Origin of the sequence: Chryseobacillus diguaensis, from assembly GCF_049220665.1 — a bacterium.
Lineage (GTDB): Bacteria > Bacillota > Bacilli > Bacillales > Bacillaceae > Metabacillus_B.
The window spans coordinates 26,617-52,633 of the sequence record NZ_JBMKNV010000009.1 but is presented as its reverse complement, the minus strand read 5'-3'; the positions used below and the strand labels follow the sequence as shown (position 1 = coordinate 52,633).

Genomic DNA, 26,017 nt, shown 5'->3' with positions numbered 1-26,017 from the left:
ACCTCAGACCGTCAAATCATTTTCTGATTTTAAGTTAATCGCTTCTTGTAGAAGCCGTTGGAGGATAGCAGCAAAAACGGCGATAACCAACGAAGCAAAAATGATGATGAGTCCCATTAATCCAATAGGAGGGTCAACTTTCTTCGCTATAAAACGAAAGAGTGGCAAACCTAATACATACAAACCACTGATTGTAATCGCACAGAACTTTATGTTCTTTAACGCCTTTACAGATAATTCCGAGAACGCTGTGTTCTCGTCAATGTACCGTAAAAGGTTGAAAGCCTGATAGAGAGCAAAGTAAAAAGGCACAGCCGCTCCATACATCACGATGAAAACGAGATATTTCATTGGGGCAATATTTGGATACATTTTTGCTGTGAAATTCGCCATATGGGGCACTAAAAAAATACATAAAGCAAGCACTGCGATTCCAGCCAGAAAAATAGTTCCCTTTAAGAAAGTGGTTGAGCCTCGTTTAGCACTCATTTAAAACACCTCACTTATTTAATGACAACATGATTTTAGCATATTGTTTATCGTTTTTCAATAAATTTGTATTGTTTTTTATCATATTATTATTGTTATTGAAATATCCTTTTAATTTTGACAAAAATAAAAAGAATTTCTCATTGCAAAGAAATGCTCTTACTTTAAAATGTTAAATTTACAACTTGTTCTACAAAACTTCCAAATGTTTCTTCTGCGAATTTCCACTACTTTGGGTTTTATTGGGTTTAAAAAACTCCATATCTGTTCCTCATTCATAATTCACAGTAAAAATCACATGATAATTCACAGTAAAATTCACACTGTACAATAATTATTTCCATCGAATTGGTGTGCGAAATCCTGTTTGAATTTTAATAAAATAATCAAAGAGTGTAGTAATTTCAAGGAAAGAAAAAACGCGAATTCAGGCATGAATTCAAGTTAAAAATGTATTGTGAAATTGATTTTTGCTCCCCAAAAGAGAACCCGTTAAAAAAACGAAAGTACTTTATTAATTTTATGTAAACCTTGCCTTGATATAGCCAATAAACTATTGTACACTTGTAATGATTTGTTAGCGTAAGAGCGTGAAAGATTGGTAAAGCATTGGAGGAACCGGCATGCCAACACCGAGCATGGAAGATTACATTGAACAAATATACATACTCATCGAAGAAAAAGGTTACGCACGCGTCTCGGATATTGCTTTAGCTCTGGACGTGCATCCCTCCTCAGTGACAAAAATGGTTCAGAAGCTTGATAAAGACGAATATTTGATATATGAAAAATACCGAGGACTTATTTTAACACCAAAAGGAAAAAAAATCGGCAAACGGCTTGTTTACCGTCATGATTTGCTCGAACAGTTCATGCGCATCATCGGGGTGGAAGAGGCCCGCATTTATCATGATGTTGAGGGAATCGAGCACCATTTAAGCTGGAATGCCATTGATCGAATTGGTGATCTCGTTCAGTATTTTGATGAAGCTGATGAACGAGTGGAAGCCTTGCGGACTGTTCAAAAGAACAATGAACAGGAAGAGCAAGTTTAACTTATATATATATTAATTACTTAAAGATAGGGATGCTGTTCCTGTCTTTTTTTATTTGCTATATATCTGCAGAAATACCCGTAATGAGGAGCATAGACCGAAAAAGCTGAAAGAAATGCGTTTGAAATGTATACAGCCTTGTTTGAAACAATAAAGGATGCACACGATACACGCCATAACCTAACTAAGCACGAGAAGGATATTGTCTTTTTGCCGGTTATTATATGGTTACCGCAGAATTTGAATTGACGGCAGAAAAAAAGCTAGCTCTTATCGAGCTAGGCAGGGAACGGACTCAGGAATTTTTGAGGAAATGGACATATTAACAGAGTTTTTTAAGACTGTTTTCCATAGGAGCCGAAACACAATCTATGCAAAACAGCGTTCTTAAAAAAGAGCTCTGTTTTTCTTTTTACCTTTTTTTCCTTCAATCACTGTCAGGTGAGAAGGTTTTTTCTTTCGGCCGGAAAAAGGACTGCTTTGTCTTCTGATCGGCGATACATTATTTTTTGATTGAGGACTATGTGAAGCTTTATCATGTCCTCTTTTTTTCGATTTTTTAACTGCCTTCTGATATGAGGAATATTCTGTCCCTGATTGTTTTCTCATAAAATACCTGAAAACAAAATAGATAACAGCACCCACAATAAGAATCACAGCCAGCTGACGGAAGAAGCCAGCGGGATCACTAGTGAAGCTGTATATGAGTCCGATCACTCCAAGAGCTGAAATAACCAAGAAAAAAGGATTAAATCTGCGTTTCATGAGTCCGCGCCTCCCCTTCAATTTCACCAAGATTATACGATCTGCTCTGTTTCCAGTCTTGTTTCTTCTTCCATTCTTAGTAATTCTGAAAAACTGGCTATAGCTACTTCCACCTGATCATTTTCAGGGTCCTTTGTTGTTAGAAGCTGCAGCCAAAGACCAGGGTAGCCAAGAAAACGCAAGACAGGAACATTTCTCAAACTATTTGTAAACTGAAGAACTTCAAAAGCGATTCCCAGTACGACAGGAATCAGAGCAATTCGATTAATGACCCTGACCCAGAGCGGGTCGGTTGGAACCAGCATATAAACAAAAACACCTACAATCACTGTGAACAATATAAAACTGCTGCCGCATCTGTAATGGAGCCTAGACTGTTTCTGTACATTTTCAACAGTCAGCGGCAATCCGCCTTCATAACAATTAATGACTTTATGTTCAGCTCCGTGATATTGAAATACTCTCCTGATCATTGGAGTTAAGGAGATAAAATATATATATGCCAGCAAAAAGATAAGTTTGAAGAGACCTTCAACCATTATTTGAGAAAAATCGGTTGAAAAAATGGGTCTTGTCAGTTCCGCAAGAAACAGAGGAACCAAGGTGAAAATGAACTTCCCAAATAGGAAAGTCAGAACACCCATCAGAGCAACTCCAAAAATCATAGACATTTTGGACTGGCCGTTCTTCTCTTCAATTTTATGGTCATTTGAAGGATCTACATCATATCGTTCACTGGAAAAATTAAGATGCTTTGTACCATTTGCACTTGCTTCTAAAATGGCTACAATACCTCTTACAAAAGGAATTTTTTTAAGCGTTCCAAGTTTTTCATTGGTTTTTCTGGGAAGCTTGAAAAATTCCAGCGTACGGTCTTTTCTTCTGATCGCTGTCACGTAATGGTTTTTTCCTCCAAACATGACGCCTTCTACCACAGCCTGCCCGCCATAAGCAGGTTTATTTGTTTTAGACATGTAACACCAACCTATCTGAAGTCTTAAACTCGAGGTACTAGAATGAACAATGACATAGTGAAGATGAGCACCTCTTTGTTTATTCTATTCTACCTAAAATGACGTTAAACCTCTAGGAAGAAGTTACAATATTTAGTGCTCTTTTCTTAAAGTTTTTTTCTTTTTCATTTAACCATAAAAAAATGATAAGAAAAGAGACCAGACTTTCAGGTGAATGCAAGCAATTTGAAATAAATGTCTTTAATAATGATAGTATACCCGTCTGCTTTATTCTTACACATGAAAAGGCCTGAAAAAACAGATGGTTTTTCGTTATGAGAAACGGTCCGATGGGCAATCTAAATACGAGGTGAATGTTATGAAAAATATCCCGGAAAAACGGAAGAAGCATGAAAAAAATACATTTGATTTAAATGAACCTGAACTAAGCAAAAAAGAGAGAAGAAGATCCTTTTTTGAGAGAATAATGGTGACCGGGTTTACCGGCGGGATTTTATGGAGTTTTATGGGATGGATTGCATCTGCCTTTCATTTTGCAGAAATCGGGCCAACTCTCATCTTGCAGCCATTTATTTCTGCAGGCTGGAAAGATGGTTATCAAGGGATCCTCCTGAGTATTTTTCTTATTGGGATTATTTCTATTTTTACAGCATTGCTCTATTACGTCTTTTTTAAAAGAGTGAAATCTATGTGGGGCGGGGTTGGATATGGGATTGTTCTTTGGATTCTTGTATTTTATGCGTTTGCTGCCTTTTTCCCAGTAATAAAAGGAGCTGCTGAATTTACACAGGATACGATCGTGACTACCCTTTGCCTTTATATTCTTTATGGTGTATTCATCGGTTATTCCATTTCTTTTGAAGAAAATGAACTTGGCACAAAGCAGGCTGCTAAATCATCAAACCAATAGAGGATTTAGGCATTGTATGGTAGAATATTCTGTATACTGTGTATCCGCATGGGATAGTTTTACAGTTGATAATGTTCAGTTTACATGTGTGAAAGAGTGGTTTTAACCAAAGCCTGTTTTCGCATAGATTGCTGCTAATCGTATGGACTTAAAAACGCATAAAGATTAGCTTCGTGGCATCTTTTCTTAAAATTCGCAGTTGTATTTCTGCTCTCAATTCTTTTAAAGGAAAAACAGCAAAGTTTAAGAAAAGAGCCTAGCCAAAATACATATAGATTTAACTGGGAGAGTAGCTGATGAATTCATACTTAATCGTAAACGGCCCCAATTTGAATATGCTCGGCAAGCGTGAACCGGGGGTATATGGGAGCGCTTCCCTGCTTGATCTTGAAAATGAGATCTTGCTTTTCGGGGAAGAAACAGGCATTGAGATCACCTGCTTTCAGTCCAATCATGAAGGGGATTTAATTGAAGCAATTCAGGAAGCAGAAGGCCAATATGCCGGTATTGTTCTGAATCCTGGGGCTTTTACCCATTACAGCTATGCCATAAGGGACGCTATTGCAAGTGTAACTGTGCCTGTCATTGAGGTTCACATTTCAAATGTTCACAGAAGAGAAGAATTCAGGCATGTTTCTGTTACAGCTCCTGTTGCTGCAGGGCAAATTGTAGGATTGGGATTCGCAGGTTACAGGCTGGCATTGCTTGCCTTAATGGAAAAACAAGGGGGAGAAGAATTTGAAGGTAGAAAAAATACAAAATGAATTCAAGACACTTGGTGTAGACGGCCTATTGATCACTGGAGAATATAACAGAAGATATGCTACCGGCTTCACCGGCTCATCAGGACTTGGAATTGTTTCATCTGATAAGGCTGTTTTTTTAACAGACTTTCGGTATACGGAACAAGCTTCAAAGCAAGTGGAGGAGTTTGAAGTACTGCAGCACAAGGGCCCTATTAACAAAGAAGCAGCAGATCATGTTCAAAAAATGGGAATCACGAAGCTGGGCTTTGAACAGGATCTTATGACTTATTCAACCTATAAGGAATACAAAGAAGCTCTTCCCGGTATTGAGCTTGTTCCGGTATCAGGCGCCATTGAAAAGCTGCGCTTGATTAAGTCAGAAGCAGAGATTAAGATATTAAAGGAAGCTGCAGACATTGCAGACGCGACTTTTACTCATATTCTGGATTATGTTAGAATCGGCTTAAGAGAAATTGATATTGCCAATGAACTTGAATTTTTTATGAGAAAAAACGGTGCTGCTTCCTCTTCTTTTGATATTATTGTGGCATCAGGATACAGATCTGCGCTGCCGCACGGAACAGCAAGCGATAAACAAATTGAAAAAGGTGATTTTGTCACCCTCGATTTTGGAGCTTATTACAAAGGATATTGTTCAGATATCACTCGTACATTTGCTGTAGGCGAGCCAAGCGAACAGCTGAAAGAGATTTATGCCGTTGTGCTGGAATCACAGCTGAGAGCAATGAATGGGATAAAACCAGGCATGACAGGAAAAGAAGCTGATGCTCTTACCCGTGATTACATTACAGAAAAAGGCTATGGAGAATATTTTGGCCATTCTACAGGGCATGGCCTTGGACTTGAAGTGCATGAAGGACCGGCTCTTTCTATGCGTTCGGATACAAAGCTTGAGCCTGGTATGGTAGTTACGGTTGAGCCTGGCATTTACCTGTCCGGAATTGGCGGAGTAAGAATTGAAGATGATACAGTTATTACCGAAACCGGTAATGAAGCATTGACATCTTCATCAAAAGAACTCATTATACTATAATGACAAGCCTGAAGAATTGGTTTAGGTAAAGAATGTCTTATACATTTATTAATAAACTGTTCAGAAAAAAGGCAATATCATTAGCGCTTCGATTTGCAGATGCGCGTTATGGAAAAGCTAGGAGGAACAATAAATGATTTCAGTAAATGATTTTCGTACAGGACTAACGATTGAAGTGGATAACGGAATTTGGCGCGTTATTGATTTCCAGCATGTTAAACCGGGTAAGGGAGCGGCATTCGTCCGTTCAAAGCTTCGTAATCTCCGTACAGGAGCCATTCAGGAAAAAACATTCCGTGCAGGCGAAAAAGTTGCAAAAGCGCAAATTGAAACGCGCAAAATGCAATATCTATATGCAAATGGTGACATGCATGTATTCATGGATACAGAGTCTTACGACCAAATTGAACTTCCAACTGCATCTATTGAATATGAATTGAAATTCCTGAAAGAAAATATGGAAGTACATATCATGATGTTCCAAACAGAAACTCTTGGAGTAGAACTTCCAAACACTGTTGAATTAAAAGTAACAGAAACAGAGCCGGGTATTAAAGGTGATACAGCTTCCGGCGGAACAAAACCAGCCGTTGTTGAAACAGGTTTGTCTGTACAAGTGCCTTTCTTCGTTAACGAAGGAGATACACTGATCATCAACACTACTGATGGTTCTTATATTTCCAGAGGATAATAAATAACGATTTAAAAAAGGACTGGTTCCCCGAGTGGGGGCCAGTCCTTTTGCTGTTTATCCAAAATAGGCTGCTCAATTTTTTTCAAAAGCTCTCCATATTTATCACGGTGTTTATCATCTTCCCCACTTGTCTCAATCGAGATGCTTTCTTTTCCAGATTTCACTCCTGATATCATATCGTCAAAAGGCGTGCAGCTAGTTGAAGGGATTCTTTTCTTCTTGATATTTTAAACAATACTGCGCAAGGGACTAGTACAAAAAGCAACAAGGCAAGTACAGAACTGAATGTTTGAAAAGCATTGCCTAACATCTCATTTATCACCCTTTTTTACCATTATACCATTTTATTGGAATTCCGAAGTTTGCTCACTTCACGAGTGATTATTGACCTGCAGCGACTTATCATGGGCTGTACTTTTCAATAAAGACTGTTAATGAAACGGATTGTTCCCGCATATCTTGTACAAAATGCTATCTTTCTAGAGGTGAAAAATGAAAAAACTATTCTCTTCCTTTGATCAAACTGTACTCGCAATGGCAGGGCTCCGTTTCTTATCAGCATCTATTGAACTGACTGCAGCGATCTGCATGCTGATTTTTAATGATGTGAAAAAAGCTGTCGCTATTAATTCGATTTTAGCTATTGTCGGTCCTATTGTTTTAGTAACCACTATGACAATTGGCGTTTTTCAGCTCGCCGATCAAATATCGTACGGAAAGCTTTTGTTTATTGCCCTAGGTGTTGGCTTTATACTATTCGGCATTTATAAGTAGTATGTAAAGTCATATTGTGTCCAAGCCGGCATACATTTTTAGAGGAGATAGAATGGAGGCGCCACAGATGAGAGAGATCCTGGAAATGCTTCCCCGGCAAATTAGGGAAAAAATCGAAAATCTTAAAAGAAGCTATATGGACAAGCTGGAAGAGATCCGCATCCGAACCTTCCGCCCAGTTGAACTGGTTATCTCTGGTCAGCCGTTTTACCTTGATTACTCATCAACGATAGAAGATGGCCAATATATTTTGAACGAGATCAGCGGATACTCCATCTATGCCATGGAGGAGGAACTGAAAAGAGGCTATATCACGATAAGGGGAGGACACCGGGTAGGGCTTGCAGGAAAAGTGATTACATCAAACGGGATGGTCAAGCTTATCCGCGATGTCACATCCTTTAATTTCAGGGTTGCCAGGCAAAAAATTGGAACCGCAGAACCGTTAATTCCGCATGTTTATCAGAAAAGATGGCTGAACACCTTGATAATTGGACCTCCTCAAACTGGAAAAACAACTCTCCTGCGTGATTTTGCAAGGATTATTACGCAAGGCTTTCATTCTATTCAGCCGAAAAAAGCTGGAATAGTAGACGAACGGTCTGAGATAGCAGGATGTGTCAATGGGATTCCTCAGCATGATTTCGGGACGAGGGTTGACGTTTTGGATGGCTGTCCAAAAGCAGAAGGCATGATGATGCTCATCCGTTCAATGAGTCCTGATGTTTTGATTGTTGATGAAATCGGACGCAAGGAAGATACGGAAGCCATCATGGAAGCCGTTCATGCAGGCGTTCAGCTATTTGTAACGGTTCACGGGTTTCAGGCAGATGATCTTTTGAACAGGCCGTCCATCCACCCCTTAATTAAATCAAAAGTATTTGATCGGTATATTGAACTGAAGAGGCAGCAGCAGCCTGGATTTGTCCATCGGATTCTTAATGAGGAAAGAAAAGAAATTTTGGAAAAGGCAGGATCCTTTTCATGATAAAGCTTATCGGAGCCGTTCTTATTATCGCAGCAAGTACCTTTACCGGATTTGAGTTTGCCAGAAGGTTTTCAGATCGTACAAAATTGCTGCGGCAGCTGAAATCCGCTTTACAGTCATTAGAAGCAGAAATCATGTTTTCACATAAGCCATTGGCGGCAGCAGCATATGATATTGGAAAACAAATACCTAAACCGCTTTCCTTGTTTTTTGAAAAATTTTCAGAGCGATTATCCAAAGGCCATACAAGCGTAAAAGCAGCTTGGGATTCAAGCCTTGATGATCTGGCTTCTTTTTCTTCCATTAAAAAAGGAGAGCTCCAAGTTCTGAAACAATTCGGGGAGACACTTGGGAAACATGATCTTATCTCTCAGCAAAAACACATTCGTCTCGCGCTCACCCACCTGGAAAGAGAAGAAAGTGATGCGGAGGACAGGCAGGCGCGGTATGAAAAAATGATCAAAAGTCTAGGGTTTCTATCAGGCTTGCTGATCGTCATTTTATTAATGTAGCTTATTCCATAAAGTTTAATGGTTTGTCAGCGCTAGATGAGCAAAATGGCAGTAAAGACAAAAACTAATTTTGAAAAAAGCTTTGATTTAATAAGCGGGAGGAATCAGCAATGGGTGTGGACATTAATGCTATTTTTCAAATAGCCGGCATAGGAATAGTGGTGGCTTTTCTTCATACCATACTGGATCAGATGGGAAAAAAGGAATATGCCCAGTGGGTAACACTTCTTGGATTTATTTATATTTTGTTCATGGTGGCAACCATTGTTGATGATCTCTTCAAAAAGATAAAAGCAGTCTTCTTGTTTCAAGGGTAAAGGGGGGCTCGAAGATTGAGATTCTTCAAATAGTAGGAATTGGACTTGTTGCTACGTTTCTTTCGCTGATTGTTAAAGAACAAAAACCCTCTTTTGCCTTTATGATTGTTGTTTTCACAGGGTGTGTCATTTTTTTATATTTAATAGACCAGGTGTATCAAATTGTTCGAATGATCGAGAAAATTGCCGTAAATGCAAATGTGAACGTAATGTATGTTGAAACCATATTGAAAATCATAGGGATTGCCTATATTGCTGAGTTCGGCGCACAGATTACAAAAGATGCAGGGCAGGGTGCCATCGCTTCTAAAATAGAGCTTGGGGGCAAAATATTAATTCTTGCCATGGCAATTCCTATATTAACGGTCATTATCGAAACCGTTATTCACTTAATTCCATCTTTTTAACGCCTTTGCAAAGGGGGAGGGATCATGAGAATCTTTAGAGTGGTTCTTTTAGTATTGGTTTTTTTAGTTATTCCGACAAGTGTACAAGCTGCTGCAAACGAAACGGTAAAACAGGAAGAGCTTGTTAAACAGCAGGCGGACAAGCTCCAAATAGGCGAAATTAAACAATATTGGAATGACATTCTTACAAAATATGGCGGATACCTGCCTGAGAGCCAAAAGGGGAGCCTCGTTGATTATATTAGCGGTGACAAACAATTTTCTCCCACAGAGTGGTTTAAAGCTTTTGCCAAATATCTGTTTTATGAACTGATTGCAAATGGAAAACTTCTTGGAACACTCATTCTTCTCACCATTTTCAGTATGCTTCTTCAGCTGCTTCAGAGCGCCTTTCAGCAAAGTACAGTGAGCAAGGTTGCTTATTCTATTGTTTATCTGGTGCTGATTATTCTTGCTCTAAACAGCTTTCATGTCGCCATTCAATATACAAATGACGCCATACAATCGATGTCAAACTTCATTCTGGCTCTTATTCCTCTTCTGCTCGCTTTAATGGCATCTTCAGGAGGTCTTATATCAGCAGCCTTCTTTCATCCAGTTATCTTATTCCTCATGAATACAAGCGGTTTCCTCATTCAGCATCTTGTTCTTCCACTTCTGTTTTTATCAGCACTGCTGAGCATCGTAAGCACGCTGACAGATCAATATAAGGTAACCCAGCTCGCACAGCTCCTGAGAAATGCAGGGATAGGATTGCTAGGCACGTTTTTAACCGTTTTTCTTGGAGTTATATCTGTTCAGGGAGCGTCAGCAGCCGTAACGGACGGTGTTACAATCAGGACGGCTAAATTTATTACAGGAAACTTCGTCCCGGTCCTCGGAAGAATGTTTACAGATGCAGCAGATACAGTGATCAATGCTTCCGTTTTGCTGAAGAATACCGTAGGGATTATCGGGGTAGCGATTCTTTTATGTATTGCAGCCTTTCCTGCTATCAAAGTTCTCTCGCTCGCATTCATTTACAAGTTTGCAGCAGCCATCCTCCAGCCAATCGGCGGAGGACCAGTTATCGCCTGTCTCGATATCATCAGTAAAAGCGTCATCTATATTTTCGCAGCGCTCGCCATCGTCTCGCTCATGTTTTTCCTCTGCCTGACAGTCATCATAGCAGCAGGGAATCTGACGATGATGGTGAGGTAAAGGGGGGATAAGAATGGCATTTTTAACTGGGTGGATTACGAACATCATTCTATTTATCCTGCTAGCCATCGTCATTGATCTTCTCCTTCCAAATTCATCCATGCAGAAATATACAAAGATTGTCATAGGACTTCTCTTAATTGCTGTCATACTGAATCCTGTATTTCAGCTGTTCTCACAGGATATTAATCAGGTAATCCAAAATTTCCAGTTTAAAAACACGTTTCATAACGGTGAGTTAAAAAATTCAATAGAATTGCAAAAAAAAGAAATACAAGCCTCTGAGCGTGCATATATTTTAGAACAAATGGCTGTCCAAATGAAAGCACTGGCAGATAAAGACCTGGTGAAGGCATATGGAACAGAAATAAAAAATATCAATCTTGCTGTTTCAAATGGCATCCGGAAGATTCAATCACAAAAGGATCTTCAAAGAATTGAAGTAATAGTGAAGCAGCCGGCTAAAGACAATGCAGTCGCAGCCATTCAGAGAATAGACATCAATACTCAGCAAGAGCGGAAAAAAAGGGAAACGGCAGATGACAGGAAAATCCAAGAGATCATCCGTTTCCTCGCCAAGAAATGGCAGCTTGATGAGAAGAAGATAACGGTCCATATGGAAGGAGGCGCATTCACAGACCATGGGTGAAAAGAAAACCTGGAAGGATCAGTTGATGGAACTGATTGGAAAACCTGGAGATAAAGTTCATAAAAACAGGTCTAAATATCAATATTTTCTTTTAGTGCTTGGGATCGGGCTTGTATGCATGCTTGCAGGAAATCTGTTTCTCGGAGGGCAATCAAAAGATGCGGCTGCTCCTGCTTTAAATCCTGTTACTAATGAAAAAGAAGTTTTTAAACAAGACCAGAACAGCGATAGCGGTTTGATCAAAAACTATGAAAAAGAATATGAGAACCAGCTCAAGGAGGCGCTCGATAATATTGCAGGAGTAGACGATGTCACAGTCCTCGTAAATGTCGATGCGTCTTCCATGAAAATATTAGAAAAAAATCGGACATCCCAGGATCAGACAACAGATGAAACTGACAAAGAAGGCGGCAAGCGGAATGTGGAGGATCAATCCTCTGAAGAACAGACAGTGATTGTAAAATCAGGGGACAAGGAATCACCAATTGTCCTACAGGAAAAAAAACCGGAAATTAGGGGTGTACTCGTTGTCGCAAAAGGAGCGAACAACGTTCAAATAAAGCAAACGATTATTGAAGCTGTGACAAGAGCCCTTGGAGTACCAAGCCACAGAGTTGCAGTTTTGCCGAAGAAAATAAAGGGGGATTCCTGAAATGATGCTTAAGAAACAAACAGTTTGGCTATTAACAATGCTAAGTTTGGTTGTTGTATTATCAGTATATTATATTACCTCGCCTGATGGCTCAAAAAATGAAGCAGCCGTCACAGAAGGCAAGCAGGGAGTACAAAAAGAAGCGGCAGGCGCCAAAGAGAACGGACAGACTGCAAAAGAGAAGGATAAGAATTCATCCAGCACCGAAACGGCTAAGGACGGCTCTACTGTTTCAACAGTTCAAGATGATGATTTGTTTACTTCGATCAGAATGGAAATGGAAGATGCCAGAAATGAAAGAAAAGAAGAGTTAAGCAGTATTGTAGCAAGCAATAATGCTACAACGGAAGAAAAGAACAACGCTTATGACCAAATGAAAGAAATGTCCGATACAGCGAATAAAGAAGCTCTTTTGGAAACGCTTATTAAATCTAAAAACTATGATGATGCTCTAGTAAGAATAGAAAATGGAAAAGTGAACATCACTGTAAAAGCAAAAAAACAATCTGCACAAGCAGCTAATGATATCTTAATGCTTGTTAAAAATGAGATTGATAATATGGACAATGTAGCTGTTACATTCGAGCCTGCTAAATAAGCCGCATTAGGAAATACCCTCATGACTAACATAGAAAGAAAGCCTGCTGCATTTTGACAGCGGGCTTTTTGACGGAAAATAAAATGGCTGAGGCCATCCATTTTATTTTCCTTGGATTTACTTTATAATAACTAAAAGATAGTCCAAGCCATATTTCCACTTTTACATAATTGTTGAATTCAGCAAGCAAACTATCGTAAGATGAATATGTTGTACATAAAGCAAATGCTAGATGAATATGCCAGCTATCATCTTGTAACATCATTACTTAAGGGGTGCAAGTCATGTTGAAAATCCAGGAGATTCGCGAATTAATCAAACTGATTGACCAATCTTCCATTGACGAATTCACATACGAAAATGAAGGATCTAAGCTTTCATTAAAAAAAGGTGCTGATCTTTCAGCAGCACAGGCAAACCTGTTAACTCAAAAGCCAGCTGAAACAATAGTACAATCAGCACATCCGCAGGCTGCACCTGCAGCTCCAAAAGAATCAGAAAAACAGCATGAGGCGAAAGAAGAGCCCTCAGAGAAAGAAAATACGGTTAAAATCACATCACCTATGGTTGGAACATTTTATGCTTCCTCTTCACCCGATACAGATGTATATGTAAGCAGAGGATCTAAAGTAAAAGAAGATTCGGTTGTATGTATTGTAGAAGCAATGAAATTATTTAATGAAATCGAAGCAGAAGTCAAAGGTGAAATTGTAGAGGTTTTAGTTGAAAACGGTCAGCTGGTTGAATATGGCCAGCCGCTATTTCTAGTTAAGCCGGAATAAGGAGCGAGTCTATTGATCAGGAAGCTACTCATTGCAAACAGAGGAGAAATCGCCGTTAGAATTATTCGAGCATGCAAGGAGCTTGGAATTGAAACGGTAGCTGTTTTTTCAGAAGCAGATAGGGAAGCCCTGCATGTGCAGCTGGCAGACGAAGCTTATTGCATAGGACCTACTGCATCGAAAGACAGCTACTTAAACTTCACGAATATCATCAGCGTGGCGAATCTGACTGGCAGTGACGCCATTCATCCAGGATATGGATTTCTTGCGGAAAATGCTGATTTTGCAGAGCTCTGCAGAGAGTGCAACATTATTTTTGTTGGACCAAGTCCTGAAGCCATTTCTAAAATGGGGACAAAGGATGTAGCAAGAGAAACAATGAAACAAGCAGGTGTTCCGATTGTTCCTGGTTCTAACGGAATCATAAAGGATGTTCAGGAAGCCTTGAAGCTTGCTGAAGAGATCGAATATCCAGTCATTATTAAAGCTACTGCAGGCGGAGGCGGAAAAGGAATACGCGTCGCCAGAAACCAGGAAGAACTTGAAAAGGGAATCCGAATTACCCAGCAGGAAGCTGCAACGGCTTTTGGAAATCCTGGGGTATATATTGAAAAGTATATCGAGGATTTCCGCCATGTAGAAATACAGGTTCTTGCTGATTCCCACGGAAATACGATACATCTTGGTGAAAGGGATTGTTCTATTCAAAGACGCTTGCAAAAGCTTCTGGAAGAAACTCCTTCACCTGCCATTACACCTGAAACAAGAGAAAAAATGGGTGATGCTGCTGTAAAGGCAGCTGAAGCAGTCCACTACACCGGGGCTGGAACCGTGGAATTCATTTTTGATTATACGAGACAGTCGTATTACTTTATGGAAATGAATACCCGGATTCAGGTAGAGCATCCAGTTACAGAAATGGTAACAGGAATGGACCTTATTAAAGAGCAGATCCGTGTCGCTTCAGGAGAACATTTAAGTGTCTCCCAAGAAGAGGTTACATTTAACGGATGGGCTATTGAATGCCGTATAAATGCTGAAAATCCTTCCAAAAACTTTATGCCATCTGCCGGTAAGATAGAAATGTATCTTCCGCCGGGCGGGCTCGGGGTGCGTGTAGATTCCGCTGCTTATCCGGGCTATACAATTCCGCCATATTATGATTCAATGATAGCCAAGCTGATTACGTATGGTGCAACAAGAGAAGAAGCTATCTCCCGAATGAAACGGGCACTAAGCGAATTTGTGATTGAAGGAGTTCATACAACGATTCCTTTTCACTTAAGACTTTTGGAGCACGAAGCGTTTAAAAGCGGTGAATTTAATACCAAGTTTCTGGAATTGTATCCAATTATGGAATCATAAATTCTTAACGGAGGTGCAAAGCCTTGAAAGAAAATAAAATTTTGGAAATGAATCAAGAAGATAGTACTCTTGGAAAAGTGGAAATTGCCCCTGAAGTTATCGAAGTTATTGCGGGTATAGCCGCTTCAGAGGTTGATGGCGTATCAAGCATGATAGGGAATTTCGCATCCGGTGTGGTTGAACGTCTTGGAAAAAAGAATCATGGCAAGGGGGTTAAAGTAGACCTCTCTGAAGATGGGATTTTTATTGACATCTATTGTGCCATGAACTTTGGTGTGTCCATTCCAACTGTGGCACAAGGAATTCAGGATAATATCCGCCAGGCGCTGCTGACGATGACAGCTCTTGAAATAAAAGAAATAAACGTCCATGTTGTTGCCATTCAATTTGAAACAAAAATCCCTGAGGTAGAAATAGATCAGGAAATGTAATGAAATTCAGCCGCCTAGTGCGGCTTATTTTTTTGCAGGGCAAACCATTCAAAGCGTCAAACTTTTTAAAAAATGGCTGTTTTTGCAAAGATTGTTGCTATTCGTAAGTATTGAAGAAAACGCATTAAGATTGGCTTCGGGGCATCATTTTCTTAAAGTTCCTGCCAAATCAAGGATCCTGCAGCTGAAATTTAGAGTTGGAAGCAACAAAGTTTAAGAAAAGTGCCTTAACAAAAGAGCCTAAAAGATAGATAAAAACTCTTTTATTAGAAAATAACGAATAATGAAGCATTACCATTCGATTTTTATTCGGTAATAGATCTATTTAGCGTATTAATCGGATGAATCAGGAACAAAATTGTGTTATGATCTTCTTAATAAAATCTTTTCAGCTATTTTTATATCATGTTAAAGAAAACAGCTGGAAAACTGACAGAAATGGATATAAAGGAGAAAACGAATGAATAGAAGAACGGCAAGAGAAAAGGCGCTGCAAGCTCTTTTCCAGATTGATGTAAGTGAGATTGAACCGGTAGAAGCGATTAAGCATGTGTTTGAAGAAGAAACTCCAGACGGTTTTACCGAAAAACTCGTTTTTGGAACATTGGAGCACTTAACACAAATTGATGAAATGATTAAACCCCACCTCGTAAATTGGACACTTGAGCGACTGGCTAATGTCGATCGTGCTATTCTTCGTCTGGCCGTTTATGAATTGCAATTTGAAGATGATATACCTTTGAACGTCTCTATTGACGAAGCCATTGAAATGGCGAAAGCTTATGGTGATGATCAGGCAAGCAAGTTTGTTAACGGTGTGCTCTCAAGCATTAAAAAAACAATGGAAAACTGATTATAGGGAGGAAAAGGGCAATGACAGCAAAGATTATAAGCGGAAAAGAAATATCCAGACAAAAGCGTTCTGAGTTAGCTCTTGAAGTAAAGGCGTTAAAAGAAGAAGGAATTCATCCTGGTCTTGCTATAATTCTTGTTGGAGACAGCCCTGCTTCACTTTCTTACATAAAAGGCAAGCAAAAGGCAGCAGAAGAAATCGGACTTCATTTTAAATTGGAGCATTTTTCTGAAACAATAAGCGAAGAATTTCTGCTGAATACCATAGATCAATACAACAGGAATAATCATTTTCACGGCATTTTGGTGCAGCTGCCGCTTCCCAGCCATATTAATGAAACAGCAGTAATCGACCGGATTATACCTGAAAAAGATGTAGATGGATTTCACCCGATTAATGTCGGTAAATTAGTAACGGGCCAAGACAGCCTTGTTTCCTGTACACCTGCAGGGATCATTGAAATGCTGAAAATCGAAGGTATTCAAATGGCAGGAAAGCATGCAGTCGTTGTCGGCAGAAGCAATATTGTCGGTAAACCGGTTGCGCAGCTTCTTTTAAAAGAAAATGCGACTGTCACTTGCTGTCATTCCAAAACATCCAATTTATCTGAAATAACAAAGCAAGCTGATATTTTGATTGTTGCCATAGGAAGAGCAAATTTGATTAAGGGCAGCGATATAAAAGAGGGAGCCGCTGTGATTGATGTTGGGATGAACAGGCTTGAGAGCGGAAAATTAACCGGGGATGTCATGTTTGAAGAAGCAAAAGAAATTGCAGGTTATCTAACTCCTGTACCAGGCGGTGTAGGACCGATGACCATTACAATGCTTGCTGACAATACAGTTAAAGCAGCAAAAAGCATTGTAAAAGCAAAAGCTTGAGCAGAAACGGGGTTTTCAAGGTTGAGTGAAGTGAAATATGTCACGGTCCGTGCATTGACAAAATACATCAAGCGGAAATTTGATGTTGATCCCCATTTGCAGAATATTTGGGTGAAAGGCGAACTTTCCAATGTGAAAATACATAGCCGCGGCCACATTTATTTTACACTGAAGGATGAAGACGCAAGAATTTTGGGAGTCATGTTCGCAAGCCAGAATAAATCATTAAAGTTCAGGCCTGAAAACGGAATGAAGGTACTTCTTAGAGGCGAGATCAGTGTATATGAATCGAGTGGACAGTACCAGATCTATACGAAGGAAATGCAGCCTGACGGTATTGGCAGCCTCTATCTTGCTTACGAAGAATTGAAAAAGAAGCTTGAGCAGGAGGGCTTTTTCGATGGAAAGTATAAAAAGCCCATTCCTAAATTCCCATTGCAGGTCGGGGTAATAACTTCTCCGACTGGTGCGGCGATCAGAGATATTATAACGACTATTAACAGGCGGTTTCCGCTCGCAAAAGTGATCTTAATTCCAGCGCTGGTACAAGGTGTCCAGGCTGGGAGATCGGTTGCTGAAGCAATTCAAAAAGCAAATAAGCTAGAAAATATTGATGTGTTAATCGTCGGCCGCGGCGGGGGTTCCATTGAAGAGCTGTGGGCCTTTAACGAAGAAATCGTCGCAAAAGCTATTTTTAATTCTGAAATCCCGGTGATTTCTGCTGTAGGGCATGAAACGGATTTTACCATCGCGGATTTCATTGCAGATCTGAGAGCGCCAACTCCAACTGCCGCAGCAGAACTGGCTGTTCCTCATTTTGCAGAACTGACAGAAAGAATTTCTGTAAGACAGACCCGTTTAATGAGAGCCATGCAAGAGAAACTCACGCATCAAAAAGATCGATTGCAAAATCTGCGAAAATCGTATGCATTCCGTTATCCTAAGCAGCTTTATGAACAAAAGGAACAGCAGCTGGATCTTCTCGTTGAGAGGCTTCGAAAAGAAACCATTCGGGCTGCGGAGAAGAAAAAGGATCGGTATTTACAAGCCCAAAACAGGCTAAAACAAGTTCATCCGGAAGCCCAAATAAAACGAAGTGCATCTCAGCTATTGCAAATTCATAAGAAGCTTCAGCGGGAAATGGCTATTTCTTTGAACCAAAAACAGACAAATTTTCAGCATCTCCTTTCTAAACTGAATGCATTAAATCCTCTTTCAATTATGGAAAGGGGCTACAGTCTTGTTTATAAGGGAGATCGGTTAATTAAGGAACTCAAACAGATTTCAGAAGGCGACCAGGTAAAAGTGAAGCTTCGGGATGGGTATTTCAGTGCTGAAGTCAGGGATAAGGAGAGAAATAAAAATGAGTGAAAATAAGCAAGAGGAATTAACCTTTGAAGAAGCCATCATACAGCTTGAAGGTATTGTGGACAACCTTGAAGAAGGGGACGTCCCTTTAGAGCAGGCAATCGATTTTTTCCAAAAGGGTATGAAGCTGTCAAAATTGTGCCATGACAAATTGCAGAAGGTTGAACAGCAAATGGATTATATTCTTCGTGAAGGCGGAGAACTGGAACCATTTGAAATTCAGGAGGAAGAGTAACTTGCTTAGTGAATTAAATGCCTACCTATCTTCACGAAAAGCGCAAATTGAAGAACAGCTCCCTCTTTTTATACAAAAGCTTGATGCTCCAAAAAAGCTGAAAGAGTCAATGCTCTATTCTCTGCAGGCTGGCGGCAAACGTCTTCGCCCCATTCTTCTTTTGGCTACCCTTCATTCCTTCGGGAAAAGTGAAAATCCAGGAATTTCCATCGGCTGTGCTATTGAAATGATCCATACTTATTCCCTTATTCATGATGATCTTCCTTGCATGGATGATGATGATTTAAGGAGAGGCAAGCCAACCAATCATAAAGTGTTCGGTGAAGCAATGGCTGTACTAGCTGGAGACGGCTTGCTTACTGAAAGCTTTGATGTCATCGCCTCCCATCCTGATCCATTAGTAACCCCTGTAATGAAGCTATCATTAATTAAAGAACTTGTTAAAGCAGCAGGAGCAGAAGGCATGGTAGGCGGACAGGCAGCAGACATGGAAGGTGAAAACAAAGAGCTTTCCATTGAAGAACTTGTTTACATTCATAAAAATAAGACAGCAAAGCTTTTGGCATACAGCATTAAAGCAGGTGCTATATTAGCAGATGCCTCACCTGAAGAAATGAGCAAGCTTGATGAATTCGGATATCATATGGGAATCGCTTTCCAAATTAAGGATGATATTCTCGATATCGAAGGAACAGTTGATAAAATCGGAAAGCCTGTTGGTTCTGATTCAGCTAATCATAAAGCGACATATCCGGCGCTGCTCACGATTGATGGTGCAAAGAAAAAACTCACAGAACATTTAGAAGCCGGCAGAGAAGCTCTGCAAGCAATTGCTTTAAGAAATACAATGCTTGAAGAACTGCTGGAGCTGATTGCAGTAAGAGATCATTGAAACAGAATTGGAAATTGAGCACCCCCTACGCCTTATGATATAATTGGCCTATACTAATGGCACAGGTAAAGCTTAATGTTGATTTTTACCTTGTTGATACAAGCGGAAGGTGCGAGACTCCTGCTTAGAAAAGCGTGTCAAGGGAGACCCCACCTAAGCAGGAGGAAAGCGTCAAGGAGGCTTTAAGGTAAGCCTGCTAAAGCTTGAGTGCCTGCTTGCTGCAATCAGCAGCCAAGTTTAATAAGCCATACTAATAAGGGTAGGTTTCGCAATAGTTAAATGAAAAGGCAGCCGTTATCACTTATGTGCTAGCGGCTTTTTTGCAAGTTTTAAGTTGCAAAAAAGGCATTCATTGATATAATGGGACAAGCTAATTCGATAAGAAACATTTATAAAATTTTTTCTTGTAATATGCCTGTTTTTTTAGAAAACTGATTAAGCGGGTAATCAAGAAATGGTTTAAGTTTACAAATATAGGCTATAACAAAAATATTGCTTTTAAACAGCATGTTGAGCAGTTTGAAGAGGTCCTTATAACAAAAATATTTATTATAAAAGAGATAAAATCATCTGAATTTAATAAAATAGCCTAACGATATGAATTAGAAATAATCAAATAGTGAAAGCGAGTGATCCACTTGGATCTGTTATCGATTAAAAATCCTAAGTTCCTAAAAAAACTATCCAATAACGAACTTGAAAAATTAAGTTCTGATATCCGGCAGTTTTTAATCGAGAAGCTCTCTGCAACCGGCGGGCATATAGGACCGAATCTTGGAGTAGTAGAATTAACCGTCGCTTTGCATAAAGTATTTGACAGCCCGAAAGATAAATTTATCTGGGATGTCGGACATCAATCCTACGTCCATAAAATATTGACAGGCAGAGCATGCGATTTTGATACCCTAAGACAATACAAAGGGTTGTGCGGGTTTCCAAAACGCAATGAAAGTGAGCATGATGTCTGGGAAACAGGCCATAGCTCCACTTCACTGTCTGCTGCAATGGGTATGGTTGTTGCAAGAGATCTTAAAGGAACAAAAGAGACGATTGTTCCAATCATTGGTGACGGGGCATTGACTGGCGGTATGGCTCTTGAAGCACTGAATCATATTGGCCACGAACAAAAGGATATGCTCGTAGTTTTAAATGATAATGAAATGTCCATTGCACCTAATGTGGGTGCTCTTCATAATGTGCTCGGCCGTCTTCGTACAGCAGGCAAATACCGATGGGTAAAGGATGAGCTCGAACTTCTGCTGAAAAAAATCCCTGCGGTTGGCGGCGCGCTGGCTTCTACTGCAGAAAGAGTAAAGGACAGTTTAAAGTATTTGCTTGTTTCCGGCGTGTTTTTCGAAGAACTTGGCTTTACTTATCTTGGGCCGATTGATGGGCACAATTATGACAATCTGCTTGAAAACCTTCGATATGCCAAAAAAACAAAAGGACCAGTCCTTCTGCATGTTATAACGAAAAAAGGAAAAGGCTATACCCCTGCTGAAACCGATAAAATCGGCACATGGCATGGAACAGGCCCTTACAAAATAGATACCGGTGATTTTGTTAAACCTAAAGCAACAGCTCCATCCTGGAGCTCGCTTGTAAGTGAAACAGTCAGAAGAATTGCAAGAGAAGATAAGCGGATTGTAGCGATAACCCCAGCTATGCCAGTTGGTTCGAAACTTGAAGGCTTTGCCAGTGAATTTCCTGAACGCATGTACGATGTTGGTATTGCTGAACAGCATGCCGTAACAATGGCTGCCGGACTTGCGACACAGGACATGAAACCGTTCTTGGCGATTTATTCTACTTTTCTTCAAAGAGCTTATGATCAAGTTGTTCATGATGTATGCAGGCAAAATCTGAATGTGTTCTTTGGGATAGACAGAGCAGGACTAGTCGGAGCAGATGGTGAAACGCATCAGGGTGTGTTCGACATTGCATTTTTAAGACATTTGCCGAATATGGTGCTTATGATGCCAAAGGATGAGAACGAAGGACAGCATATGGTAAACACAGCCATTCAATACAACGGGGGACCAATTGCAATGAGGTTCCCCCGCGGCAATGGGATCGGAGTAAAAATGGATGCGGAACTGACTGAAATCCCGATTGGGACTTGGGAAGTGCTTCAGGAGGGCCGTGACGGTGTTATCTTAACATTCGGCACAACCATTGAAATGGCAAAAGAGGCTGCGAAGCGTCTGGCTGAACAAAATATATCAATTCGGGTAGTTAATGCCCGCTTTATTAAGCCGCTTGACGAGAAAATGCTAAAAGGTATTTTTGCGGAAAATCTGCCAGTTATGACAATCGAAGAAGCAATCCTTCAAGGTGGATTTGGGAGTGCTGTACTGGAATTTGCCCATGAAAATCATTATCATAATGCGGTGATTGAGCGTCTCGGGATTCCAGATCAATTTATTGAACACGGCAGTGTGTCCAGTTTACTGGAGGAAATTGGCCTGACAGCGGCTAATGCTGCGGAAAAATTGAAAAAGATGATACCACTAAAAGAAAAAAGGGCGTAGGAATGAGCACTAAAAAAGAACGTTTAGATGTTCTCTTAGTAGAAAGAGGACTAATAGAAACAAGAGAAAAAGCCAAAAGAGCGGTGATGGCCGGTCTTGTATACTCGAAAGAGGAAAGACTGGACAAGCCTGGAGAAAAGCATGCAAGAGACATCCCTTTAACTGTGAAAGGCAATGTACTCCCATATGTAAGCAGGGGAGGTTTGAAGCTTGAGAAGGCCCTTCAGATATTTGATGTTTCTGTCGAAGGAAAAATCATGATTGATATTGGATCTTCTACAGGCGGGTTCACGGACTGTGCCCTGCAAAATGGAGCAGTGAAATCCTATGCAGTTGATGTTGGGTACAATCAGCTTGCATGGAAGCTTAGACAGGACGAGCGGGTGATTGAAATGGAACGGACCAATTTCCGTTATTCGACACCGGCGGATTTTCAGGAAGGTCTTCCTGAGTTTGCAACCATTGATGTTTCCTTTATTTCATTGAAGTTAATTCTTCCTGTTTTAAAAACGATTTTAATTCCTGGAGGGGACTGCCTTGCGCTAGTAAAGCCTCAGTTTGAAGCCGGGCGGGAGCAGGTCGGGAAAAAAGGAATTGTAAGAGATGCCAAAGTGCATAATGCTGTTTTAGAGAAAATAACAGCCTTTGCATGCAAAGAAGGGTTTCATTGTATGGATTTATCCTTTTCCCCTATTACAGGCGGAGATGGGAACATTGAATTCTTGCTGCATTTAAAATCAGCAGAAGATCAACCTGAGGGACTCAATCTTCCAGAGAATACGATCGAAACAGTCGTTTCTGAAGCTCATGAAACGTTAAAACATAAGAATTTACAGGAAAAGGAATGAATCTCACCAATTCATTCCTTTTCTAATGATACATACTATTTTTAAGATTCTTTTCCTTACATTATCGGCGGACCAAGCAAAGATATCGGAGCAGTACCCTGATTTATCGGCGGACCAAGCTAAGATATCAGCGCTTCTCATCCTTTATCAGCGGGACAGACTGATGCAGATTTCCTCTATCTAAAAACAGTATTTAAGAAAAGAGCCTTAGAAGAAGTTTTGCTTGAGAAAACATATACATTTGTCTCTCTTTCATATAACATGTAATTGATAAATATACAAAAGTTGTTTTCGCAAAGATTGTTGCTATTCGTAATTATTTGGCTCAGTTAAAGATTTATGTTGATTTTTACACCATGTTGATTGGAGCGGGTACTGAGACTCCTGCTTAGAAAAGCGTGTCAAGGGAGACACCCCGCAGGTGCAAAGCGACGAGGAGGCTCTAAGGTAAGCCAGCTAAGGCTTGAGTGCCTGCTTGCTGCAATCAGCAGCCAAGTTTAGCAGAGCCAATTATTTAAAATACGATGAAGATTAGCTTCGTGGCATCTTTTCTTAATCATTCGCAGATGTATACAGTATAGAAATTCATTTATAAAGATGAAAAAACAACAAAGTTTAAGAAAAGAGCCTATACAAAAAATGTTCGGAGTATAAGGGGTGCTTTATGAATAAAGGGCAAAGACACATAAAAATTCGTGAGATTATTACTCATAATGAAATTGAGACACAAGATGAACTTGTGGATAGCCTGAAGAGCGGCGGTTATAATGTGACACAAGCAACTGTGTCGAGGGACATAAAAGAACTTCATCTCGTAAAAGTCCCAATGATGGACGGCCGATATAAATACAGCCTGCCAGCTGATCAGCGGTTTAACCCGCTTGCGAAATTAAAGCGCTCTTTAATTGAAGCGTTTGTGAAAATTGACAGTGCCGGGCATATGATCGTTATGAAAACACTCCCCGGAAATGCGAATGCTATTGGTGCTCTCATAGATAATCTGGATTGGGATGAAATTCTCGGCACAATTTGCGGAGATGATACCATTTTAATTATTTGCCGTACTCCGGGGGATACAAACGTGATTTCCAACCGGTTTTTAGATATGCTATAAGATAGAAATACAAAAAAGATTTAAGGCTCATTTTTATAAAATTTTTAGACATTTGTTGTAAAAAGGGCCTAAAAAAAAGCAGAGGTGTGGTTCTGTTTGCTAGCGGAATTATCGATTAAAAACTTTGCCATTATTGAATCCATAACCATCTCATTTGAAAAGGGATTAACGGTTTTAACAGGTGAAACAGGAGCCGGAAAATCGATCATCATAGATGCCATTCACCTTTTGGCAGGAGGAAGAGGCTCTTCAGAGTTTGTGCGTTATGGAGAGGCTCGGGCAGAGCTTGAAGGCCTTTTTCTCTTGGACGACGACAACCATCCGTGTTATGCCAAATGTGAAGAATTCGGAATTGAGGCAAGCGACGGCATGATTGTTTTGAGAAGGGATATATCAGCAAACGGTAAAAGCATATGCAGAGTTAACGGGAAGCTAGTTACGATTGCCATTCTCAGAGAAGTTGGCCGCATGCTGATAGATATTCATGGGCAGCATGACAATCAGGAATTAATGCAGGAAGAAAATCACCTTCAGCTGCTTGATCAGTATGGAGGAGGAAAGACTGCATCAGCTCATGCGGCTTATAAAGATCTTTACGGGAAATTTGCAGAAATGAAGCGTAAAATTAAAGGTCTTTCTGAAAATGAACAGGAAATTGCCCATAGGCTGGATTTGATTCAATTCCAGCTGCAGGAAATTGAATCTGCGAATCTGGAGCCGATGGAAGATGAAAAGCTTCAGGAAGAGAAAAGGGAGATTTCGAATTTCGAGAAGGTTTTTGAAGCTCTTCAAAATGCCTATAATGCCTTAAACGGTGAACAAAAAGGATTGGATTGGGTTTCTCTTGGAATGGGCAGTCTTGAGGATGTATCGGATATCAATGATTCCTTAAAAGAAATGTCTGCGACCATTTCAAACAGCTACTACCTGCTTGAAGACTTATCCTTTCAGCTTCGGAATGAGTTGGATGCGCTGGAGTTTGATCCGGAAAGGCTTAATTTTATTGAAGGCAGGCTTAATGAGATCAACCACTTAAAAAGAAAATATGGCCAGTCTGTTGAAGAAATCCTGACCTACGCCGCCAAAATACAGGATGAAATCGACACTCTTCAAAATCGGGACAGCCATGTGCATAACCTGAGAAAGGAATTAAGCTCGATTTCTGAAGATTTAAAGGTGGAAGCAGCTAATTTGACGGCAGTCAGGAAACAAAGTGCCAAAAAACTGAAGAATGAAATACAGCGGGAACTGAAAGAACTTTATATGGATAAAACCGTATTTGAAGTTCAGTTTGATCGAAGACAGGGTCAAAACGAAGATCCGGAGATTGACGGTATGCCTGTTAAATTTCAAAGCGATGGTGCTGATCTTGTTGAATTTTACTTGTCAACAAACCCCGGAGAGCCATTAAAACCCCTTTCAAAAACGGCTTCAGGAGGGGAGCTCTCAAGGATTATGCTTGCCATGAAAAGCATCTTCTCCAAACATCAGGGTGTAACCTCTATTATTTTCGATGAAGTTGATACTGGTGTAAGCGGAAGAGTAGCCCAGGCAATCGCTGAAAAAATCTTTCGCGTATCCATCGGATCTCAGGTACTTTGCATCACTCATTTGCCTCAGGTGGCAGCAATGGCAGATACACATTTGTTTATTTCGAAAGTTACATCAAAAGGGCGGACAAAAACAAGTGTAAAACCCCTCGAAGAAGAGGAGAAAATTAAAGAAATCGGCAGGATGATTGCAGGGGTAGAAGTGACGAATCTGACGAAGGAGCATGCAAAGGAACTTCTGTCACTTGCTCATGCTGCGAAAAGTGAATAACATAAACTAATTTTTTCAAGCTGCCCTTGCCGGCAGTTTTTTTGTACAAGCATAATTTTTTGTTACCTTTCATTAGCTGGCTTAAAGCACATGTTTTTTATTCATTTGTATA

29 protein-coding genes are annotated in these 26,017 nt (G+C 40.1%); 26 read left to right on the top strand and 3 right to left on the bottom strand.

All coding sequences use genetic code 11. The features are described 5' to 3' along the window. Positions 1 to 3: 3 nt before the first annotated feature. Complete coding sequence (locus ACOT8F_RS14415) at positions 4 to 489, bottom strand: DUF2975 domain-containing protein (protein ID WP_421652630.1); 486 nt, start codon at positions 487 to 489, stop codon at positions 4 to 6. Between the two features lie 623 nt (positions 490 to 1,112). Between ACOT8F_RS14415 and mntR the strand changes: the two genes are divergently transcribed. Next, a complete protein-coding gene (gene mntR, locus ACOT8F_RS14410) occupies positions 1,113 to 1,544 on the top strand; it encodes a transcriptional regulator MntR (RefSeq protein ID WP_421652629.1) in 432 nt (143 codons plus the stop codon). Positions 1,545 to 1,931: 387 nt separating this feature from the next. Here mntR and ACOT8F_RS14405 read toward each other — a convergent pair whose 3' ends face one another. Together ACOT8F_RS14405 and ACOT8F_RS14400 are read right to left on the bottom strand one after the other, a co-directional pair. After that, positions 1,932 to 2,309, bottom strand: a complete 378-nt coding sequence (locus ACOT8F_RS14405) for an SA1362 family protein (RefSeq protein ID WP_421652628.1) — start codon at positions 2,307 to 2,309, stop codon at positions 1,932 to 1,934. A gap of 32 nt (positions 2,310 to 2,341) precedes the next feature. Beyond that, the gene (locus tag ACOT8F_RS14400; RefSeq protein ID WP_421652627.1) at positions 2,342 to 3,283 is read right to left on the bottom strand and encodes a DUF1385 domain-containing protein; all 942 of its coding nucleotides are present in this window, start codon (positions 3,281 to 3,283) and stop codon (positions 2,342 to 2,344) included. A gap of 358 nt (positions 3,284 to 3,641) precedes the next feature. On the opposite strand from ACOT8F_RS14400, the gene ACOT8F_RS14395 reads away from it, so the two are divergent. From ACOT8F_RS14395 to recN, 25 genes are all read left to right on the top strand, one after another. After that, positions 3,642 to 4,193 (top strand): YqhR family membrane protein, encoded by a 552-nt coding sequence (locus ACOT8F_RS14395; protein ID WP_421652626.1) that lies wholly within the window; start codon positions 3,642 to 3,644, stop codon positions 4,191 to 4,193. Between the two features lie 296 nt (positions 4,194 to 4,489). Continuing rightward, a complete protein-coding gene (gene aroQ, locus ACOT8F_RS14390; RefSeq protein ID WP_421652625.1) occupies positions 4,490 to 4,957 on the top strand; it encodes a type II 3-dehydroquinate dehydratase in 468 nt (155 codons plus the stop codon). Further along, on the top strand, positions 4,932 to 5,993 hold the full coding sequence (locus tag ACOT8F_RS14385; RefSeq protein ID WP_421652624.1) for a M24 family metallopeptidase: 1,062 nt from the start codon (positions 4,932 to 4,934) through the stop codon (positions 5,991 to 5,993). Before aroQ ends, ACOT8F_RS14385 begins: the two co-directional genes overlap by 26 nt. Positions 5,994 to 6,126: 133 nt before the next feature. Next, positions 6,127 to 6,684 carry an elongation factor P gene (efp, locus tag ACOT8F_RS14380; RefSeq protein ID WP_421652623.1) on the top strand — a complete coding sequence of 186 codons (558 nt, stop codon included), beginning with the start codon at positions 6,127 to 6,129 and terminating at the stop codon, positions 6,682 to 6,684. A gap of 495 nt (positions 6,685 to 7,179) precedes the next feature. Beyond that, positions 7,180 to 7,461, top strand: coding sequence for a YqhV family protein (locus tag ACOT8F_RS14375; RefSeq protein WP_421652622.1), 282 nt, complete (start codon positions 7,180 to 7,182; stop codon positions 7,459 to 7,461). A gap of 67 nt (positions 7,462 to 7,528) precedes the next feature. Then, positions 7,529 to 8,449, top strand: coding sequence for a stage III sporulation protein AA (gene spoIIIAA / locus ACOT8F_RS14370; protein ID WP_421652621.1), 921 nt, complete (start codon positions 7,529 to 7,531; stop codon positions 8,447 to 8,449). Further along, a complete protein-coding gene (spoIIIAB, locus tag ACOT8F_RS14365; protein ID WP_421652620.1) occupies positions 8,446 to 8,961 on the top strand; it encodes a stage III sporulation protein SpoIIIAB in 516 nt (171 codons plus the stop codon). The genes spoIIIAA and spoIIIAB overlap by 4 nt, the downstream gene beginning before the upstream one ends. A gap of 110 nt (positions 8,962 to 9,071) precedes the next feature. Then, entirely contained in the window at positions 9,072 to 9,278 is a 207-nt protein-coding gene (gene spoIIIAC / locus ACOT8F_RS14360) for a stage III sporulation protein AC (RefSeq protein ID WP_421652619.1), read from the top strand. A 14-nt stretch (positions 9,279 to 9,292) separates the two neighbouring features. Then, on the top strand, positions 9,293 to 9,685 hold the full coding sequence (spoIIIAD, locus tag ACOT8F_RS14355; protein WP_421652726.1) for a stage III sporulation protein AD: 393 nt from the start codon (positions 9,293 to 9,295) through the stop codon (positions 9,683 to 9,685). A 24-nt stretch (positions 9,686 to 9,709) separates the two neighbouring features. Beyond that, entirely contained in the window at positions 9,710 to 10,885 is a 1,176-nt protein-coding gene (gene spoIIIAE / locus ACOT8F_RS14350; RefSeq protein WP_421652618.1) for a stage III sporulation protein AE, read from the top strand. A gap of 13 nt (positions 10,886 to 10,898) precedes the next feature. Next, the gene (spoIIIAF, locus tag ACOT8F_RS14345; RefSeq protein ID WP_421652617.1) at positions 10,899 to 11,534 is read left to right on the top strand and encodes a stage III sporulation protein AF; all 636 of its coding nucleotides are present in this window, start codon (positions 10,899 to 10,901) and stop codon (positions 11,532 to 11,534) included. Further along, positions 11,527 to 12,186, top strand: a complete 660-nt coding sequence (spoIIIAG, locus tag ACOT8F_RS14340; protein WP_421652616.1) for a stage III sporulation protein AG — start codon at positions 11,527 to 11,529, stop codon at positions 12,184 to 12,186. The genes spoIIIAF and spoIIIAG overlap by 8 nt, the downstream gene beginning before the upstream one ends. A gap of 1 nt (position 12,187) precedes the next feature. Beyond that, a complete protein-coding gene (locus ACOT8F_RS14335) occupies positions 12,188 to 12,784 on the top strand; it encodes a SpoIIIAH-like family protein (protein WP_421652615.1) in 597 nt (198 codons plus the stop codon). Positions 12,785 to 13,068: 284 nt separating this feature from the next. Continuing rightward, the gene (gene accB, locus ACOT8F_RS14330) at positions 13,069 to 13,566 is read left to right on the top strand and encodes an acetyl-CoA carboxylase biotin carboxyl carrier protein (RefSeq protein ID WP_421652614.1); all 498 of its coding nucleotides are present in this window, start codon (positions 13,069 to 13,071) and stop codon (positions 13,564 to 13,566) included. 12 nt (positions 13,567 to 13,578) lie between these two features. Continuing rightward, on the top strand, positions 13,579 to 14,931 hold the full coding sequence (gene accC / locus ACOT8F_RS14325) for an acetyl-CoA carboxylase biotin carboxylase subunit (RefSeq protein ID WP_421652613.1): 1,353 nt from the start codon (positions 13,579 to 13,581) through the stop codon (positions 14,929 to 14,931). 23 nt (positions 14,932 to 14,954) lie between these two features. Beyond that, entirely contained in the window at positions 14,955 to 15,362 is a 408-nt protein-coding gene (locus ACOT8F_RS14320; RefSeq protein ID WP_421652612.1) for an Asp23/Gls24 family envelope stress response protein, read from the top strand. A gap of 460 nt (positions 15,363 to 15,822) precedes the next feature. Continuing rightward, on the top strand, positions 15,823 to 16,215 hold the full coding sequence (gene nusB, locus ACOT8F_RS14315; RefSeq protein ID WP_421652611.1) for a transcription antitermination factor NusB: 393 nt from the start codon (positions 15,823 to 15,825) through the stop codon (positions 16,213 to 16,215). Between the two features lie 20 nt (positions 16,216 to 16,235). Then, positions 16,236 to 17,096, top strand: a complete 861-nt coding sequence (gene folD / locus ACOT8F_RS14310) for a bifunctional methylenetetrahydrofolate dehydrogenase/methenyltetrahydrofolate cyclohydrolase FolD (protein WP_421652610.1) — start codon at positions 16,236 to 16,238, stop codon at positions 17,094 to 17,096. Positions 17,097 to 17,117: 21 nt separating this feature from the next. After that, a complete protein-coding gene (gene xseA / locus ACOT8F_RS14305; RefSeq protein ID WP_421652609.1) occupies positions 17,118 to 18,467 on the top strand; it encodes an exodeoxyribonuclease VII large subunit in 1,350 nt (449 codons plus the stop codon). Continuing rightward, positions 18,460 to 18,699 carry an exodeoxyribonuclease VII small subunit gene (locus tag ACOT8F_RS14300; protein WP_421652608.1) on the top strand — a complete coding sequence of 80 codons (240 nt, stop codon included), beginning with the start codon at positions 18,460 to 18,462 and terminating at the stop codon, positions 18,697 to 18,699. The genes xseA and ACOT8F_RS14300 overlap by 8 nt, the downstream gene beginning before the upstream one ends. Before the next feature lies 1 nt (position 18,700). After that, entirely contained in the window at positions 18,701 to 19,591 is an 891-nt protein-coding gene (locus tag ACOT8F_RS14295; protein ID WP_421652607.1) for a polyprenyl synthetase family protein, read from the top strand. A 638-nt stretch (positions 19,592 to 20,229) separates the two neighbouring features. Beyond that, a complete protein-coding gene (gene dxs / locus ACOT8F_RS14290) occupies positions 20,230 to 22,122 on the top strand; it encodes a 1-deoxy-D-xylulose-5-phosphate synthase (protein ID WP_421652606.1) in 1,893 nt (630 codons plus the stop codon). Positions 22,123 to 22,124: 2 nt separating this feature from the next. After that, positions 22,125 to 22,970 (top strand): TlyA family RNA methyltransferase, encoded by an 846-nt coding sequence (locus ACOT8F_RS14285; protein ID WP_421652605.1) that lies wholly within the window; start codon positions 22,125 to 22,127, stop codon positions 22,968 to 22,970. A 664-nt stretch (positions 22,971 to 23,634) separates the two neighbouring features. Further along, positions 23,635 to 24,084, top strand: coding sequence for a transcriptional regulator AhrC/ArgR (gene ahrC, locus ACOT8F_RS14280; RefSeq protein ID WP_421652604.1), 450 nt, complete (start codon positions 23,635 to 23,637; stop codon positions 24,082 to 24,084). A 96-nt stretch (positions 24,085 to 24,180) separates the two neighbouring features. After that, on the top strand, positions 24,181 to 25,905 hold the full coding sequence (gene recN / locus ACOT8F_RS14275) for a DNA repair protein RecN (protein ID WP_421652603.1): 1,725 nt from the start codon (positions 24,181 to 24,183) through the stop codon (positions 25,903 to 25,905). Positions 25,906 to 26,017: the final 112 nt, after the last annotated feature.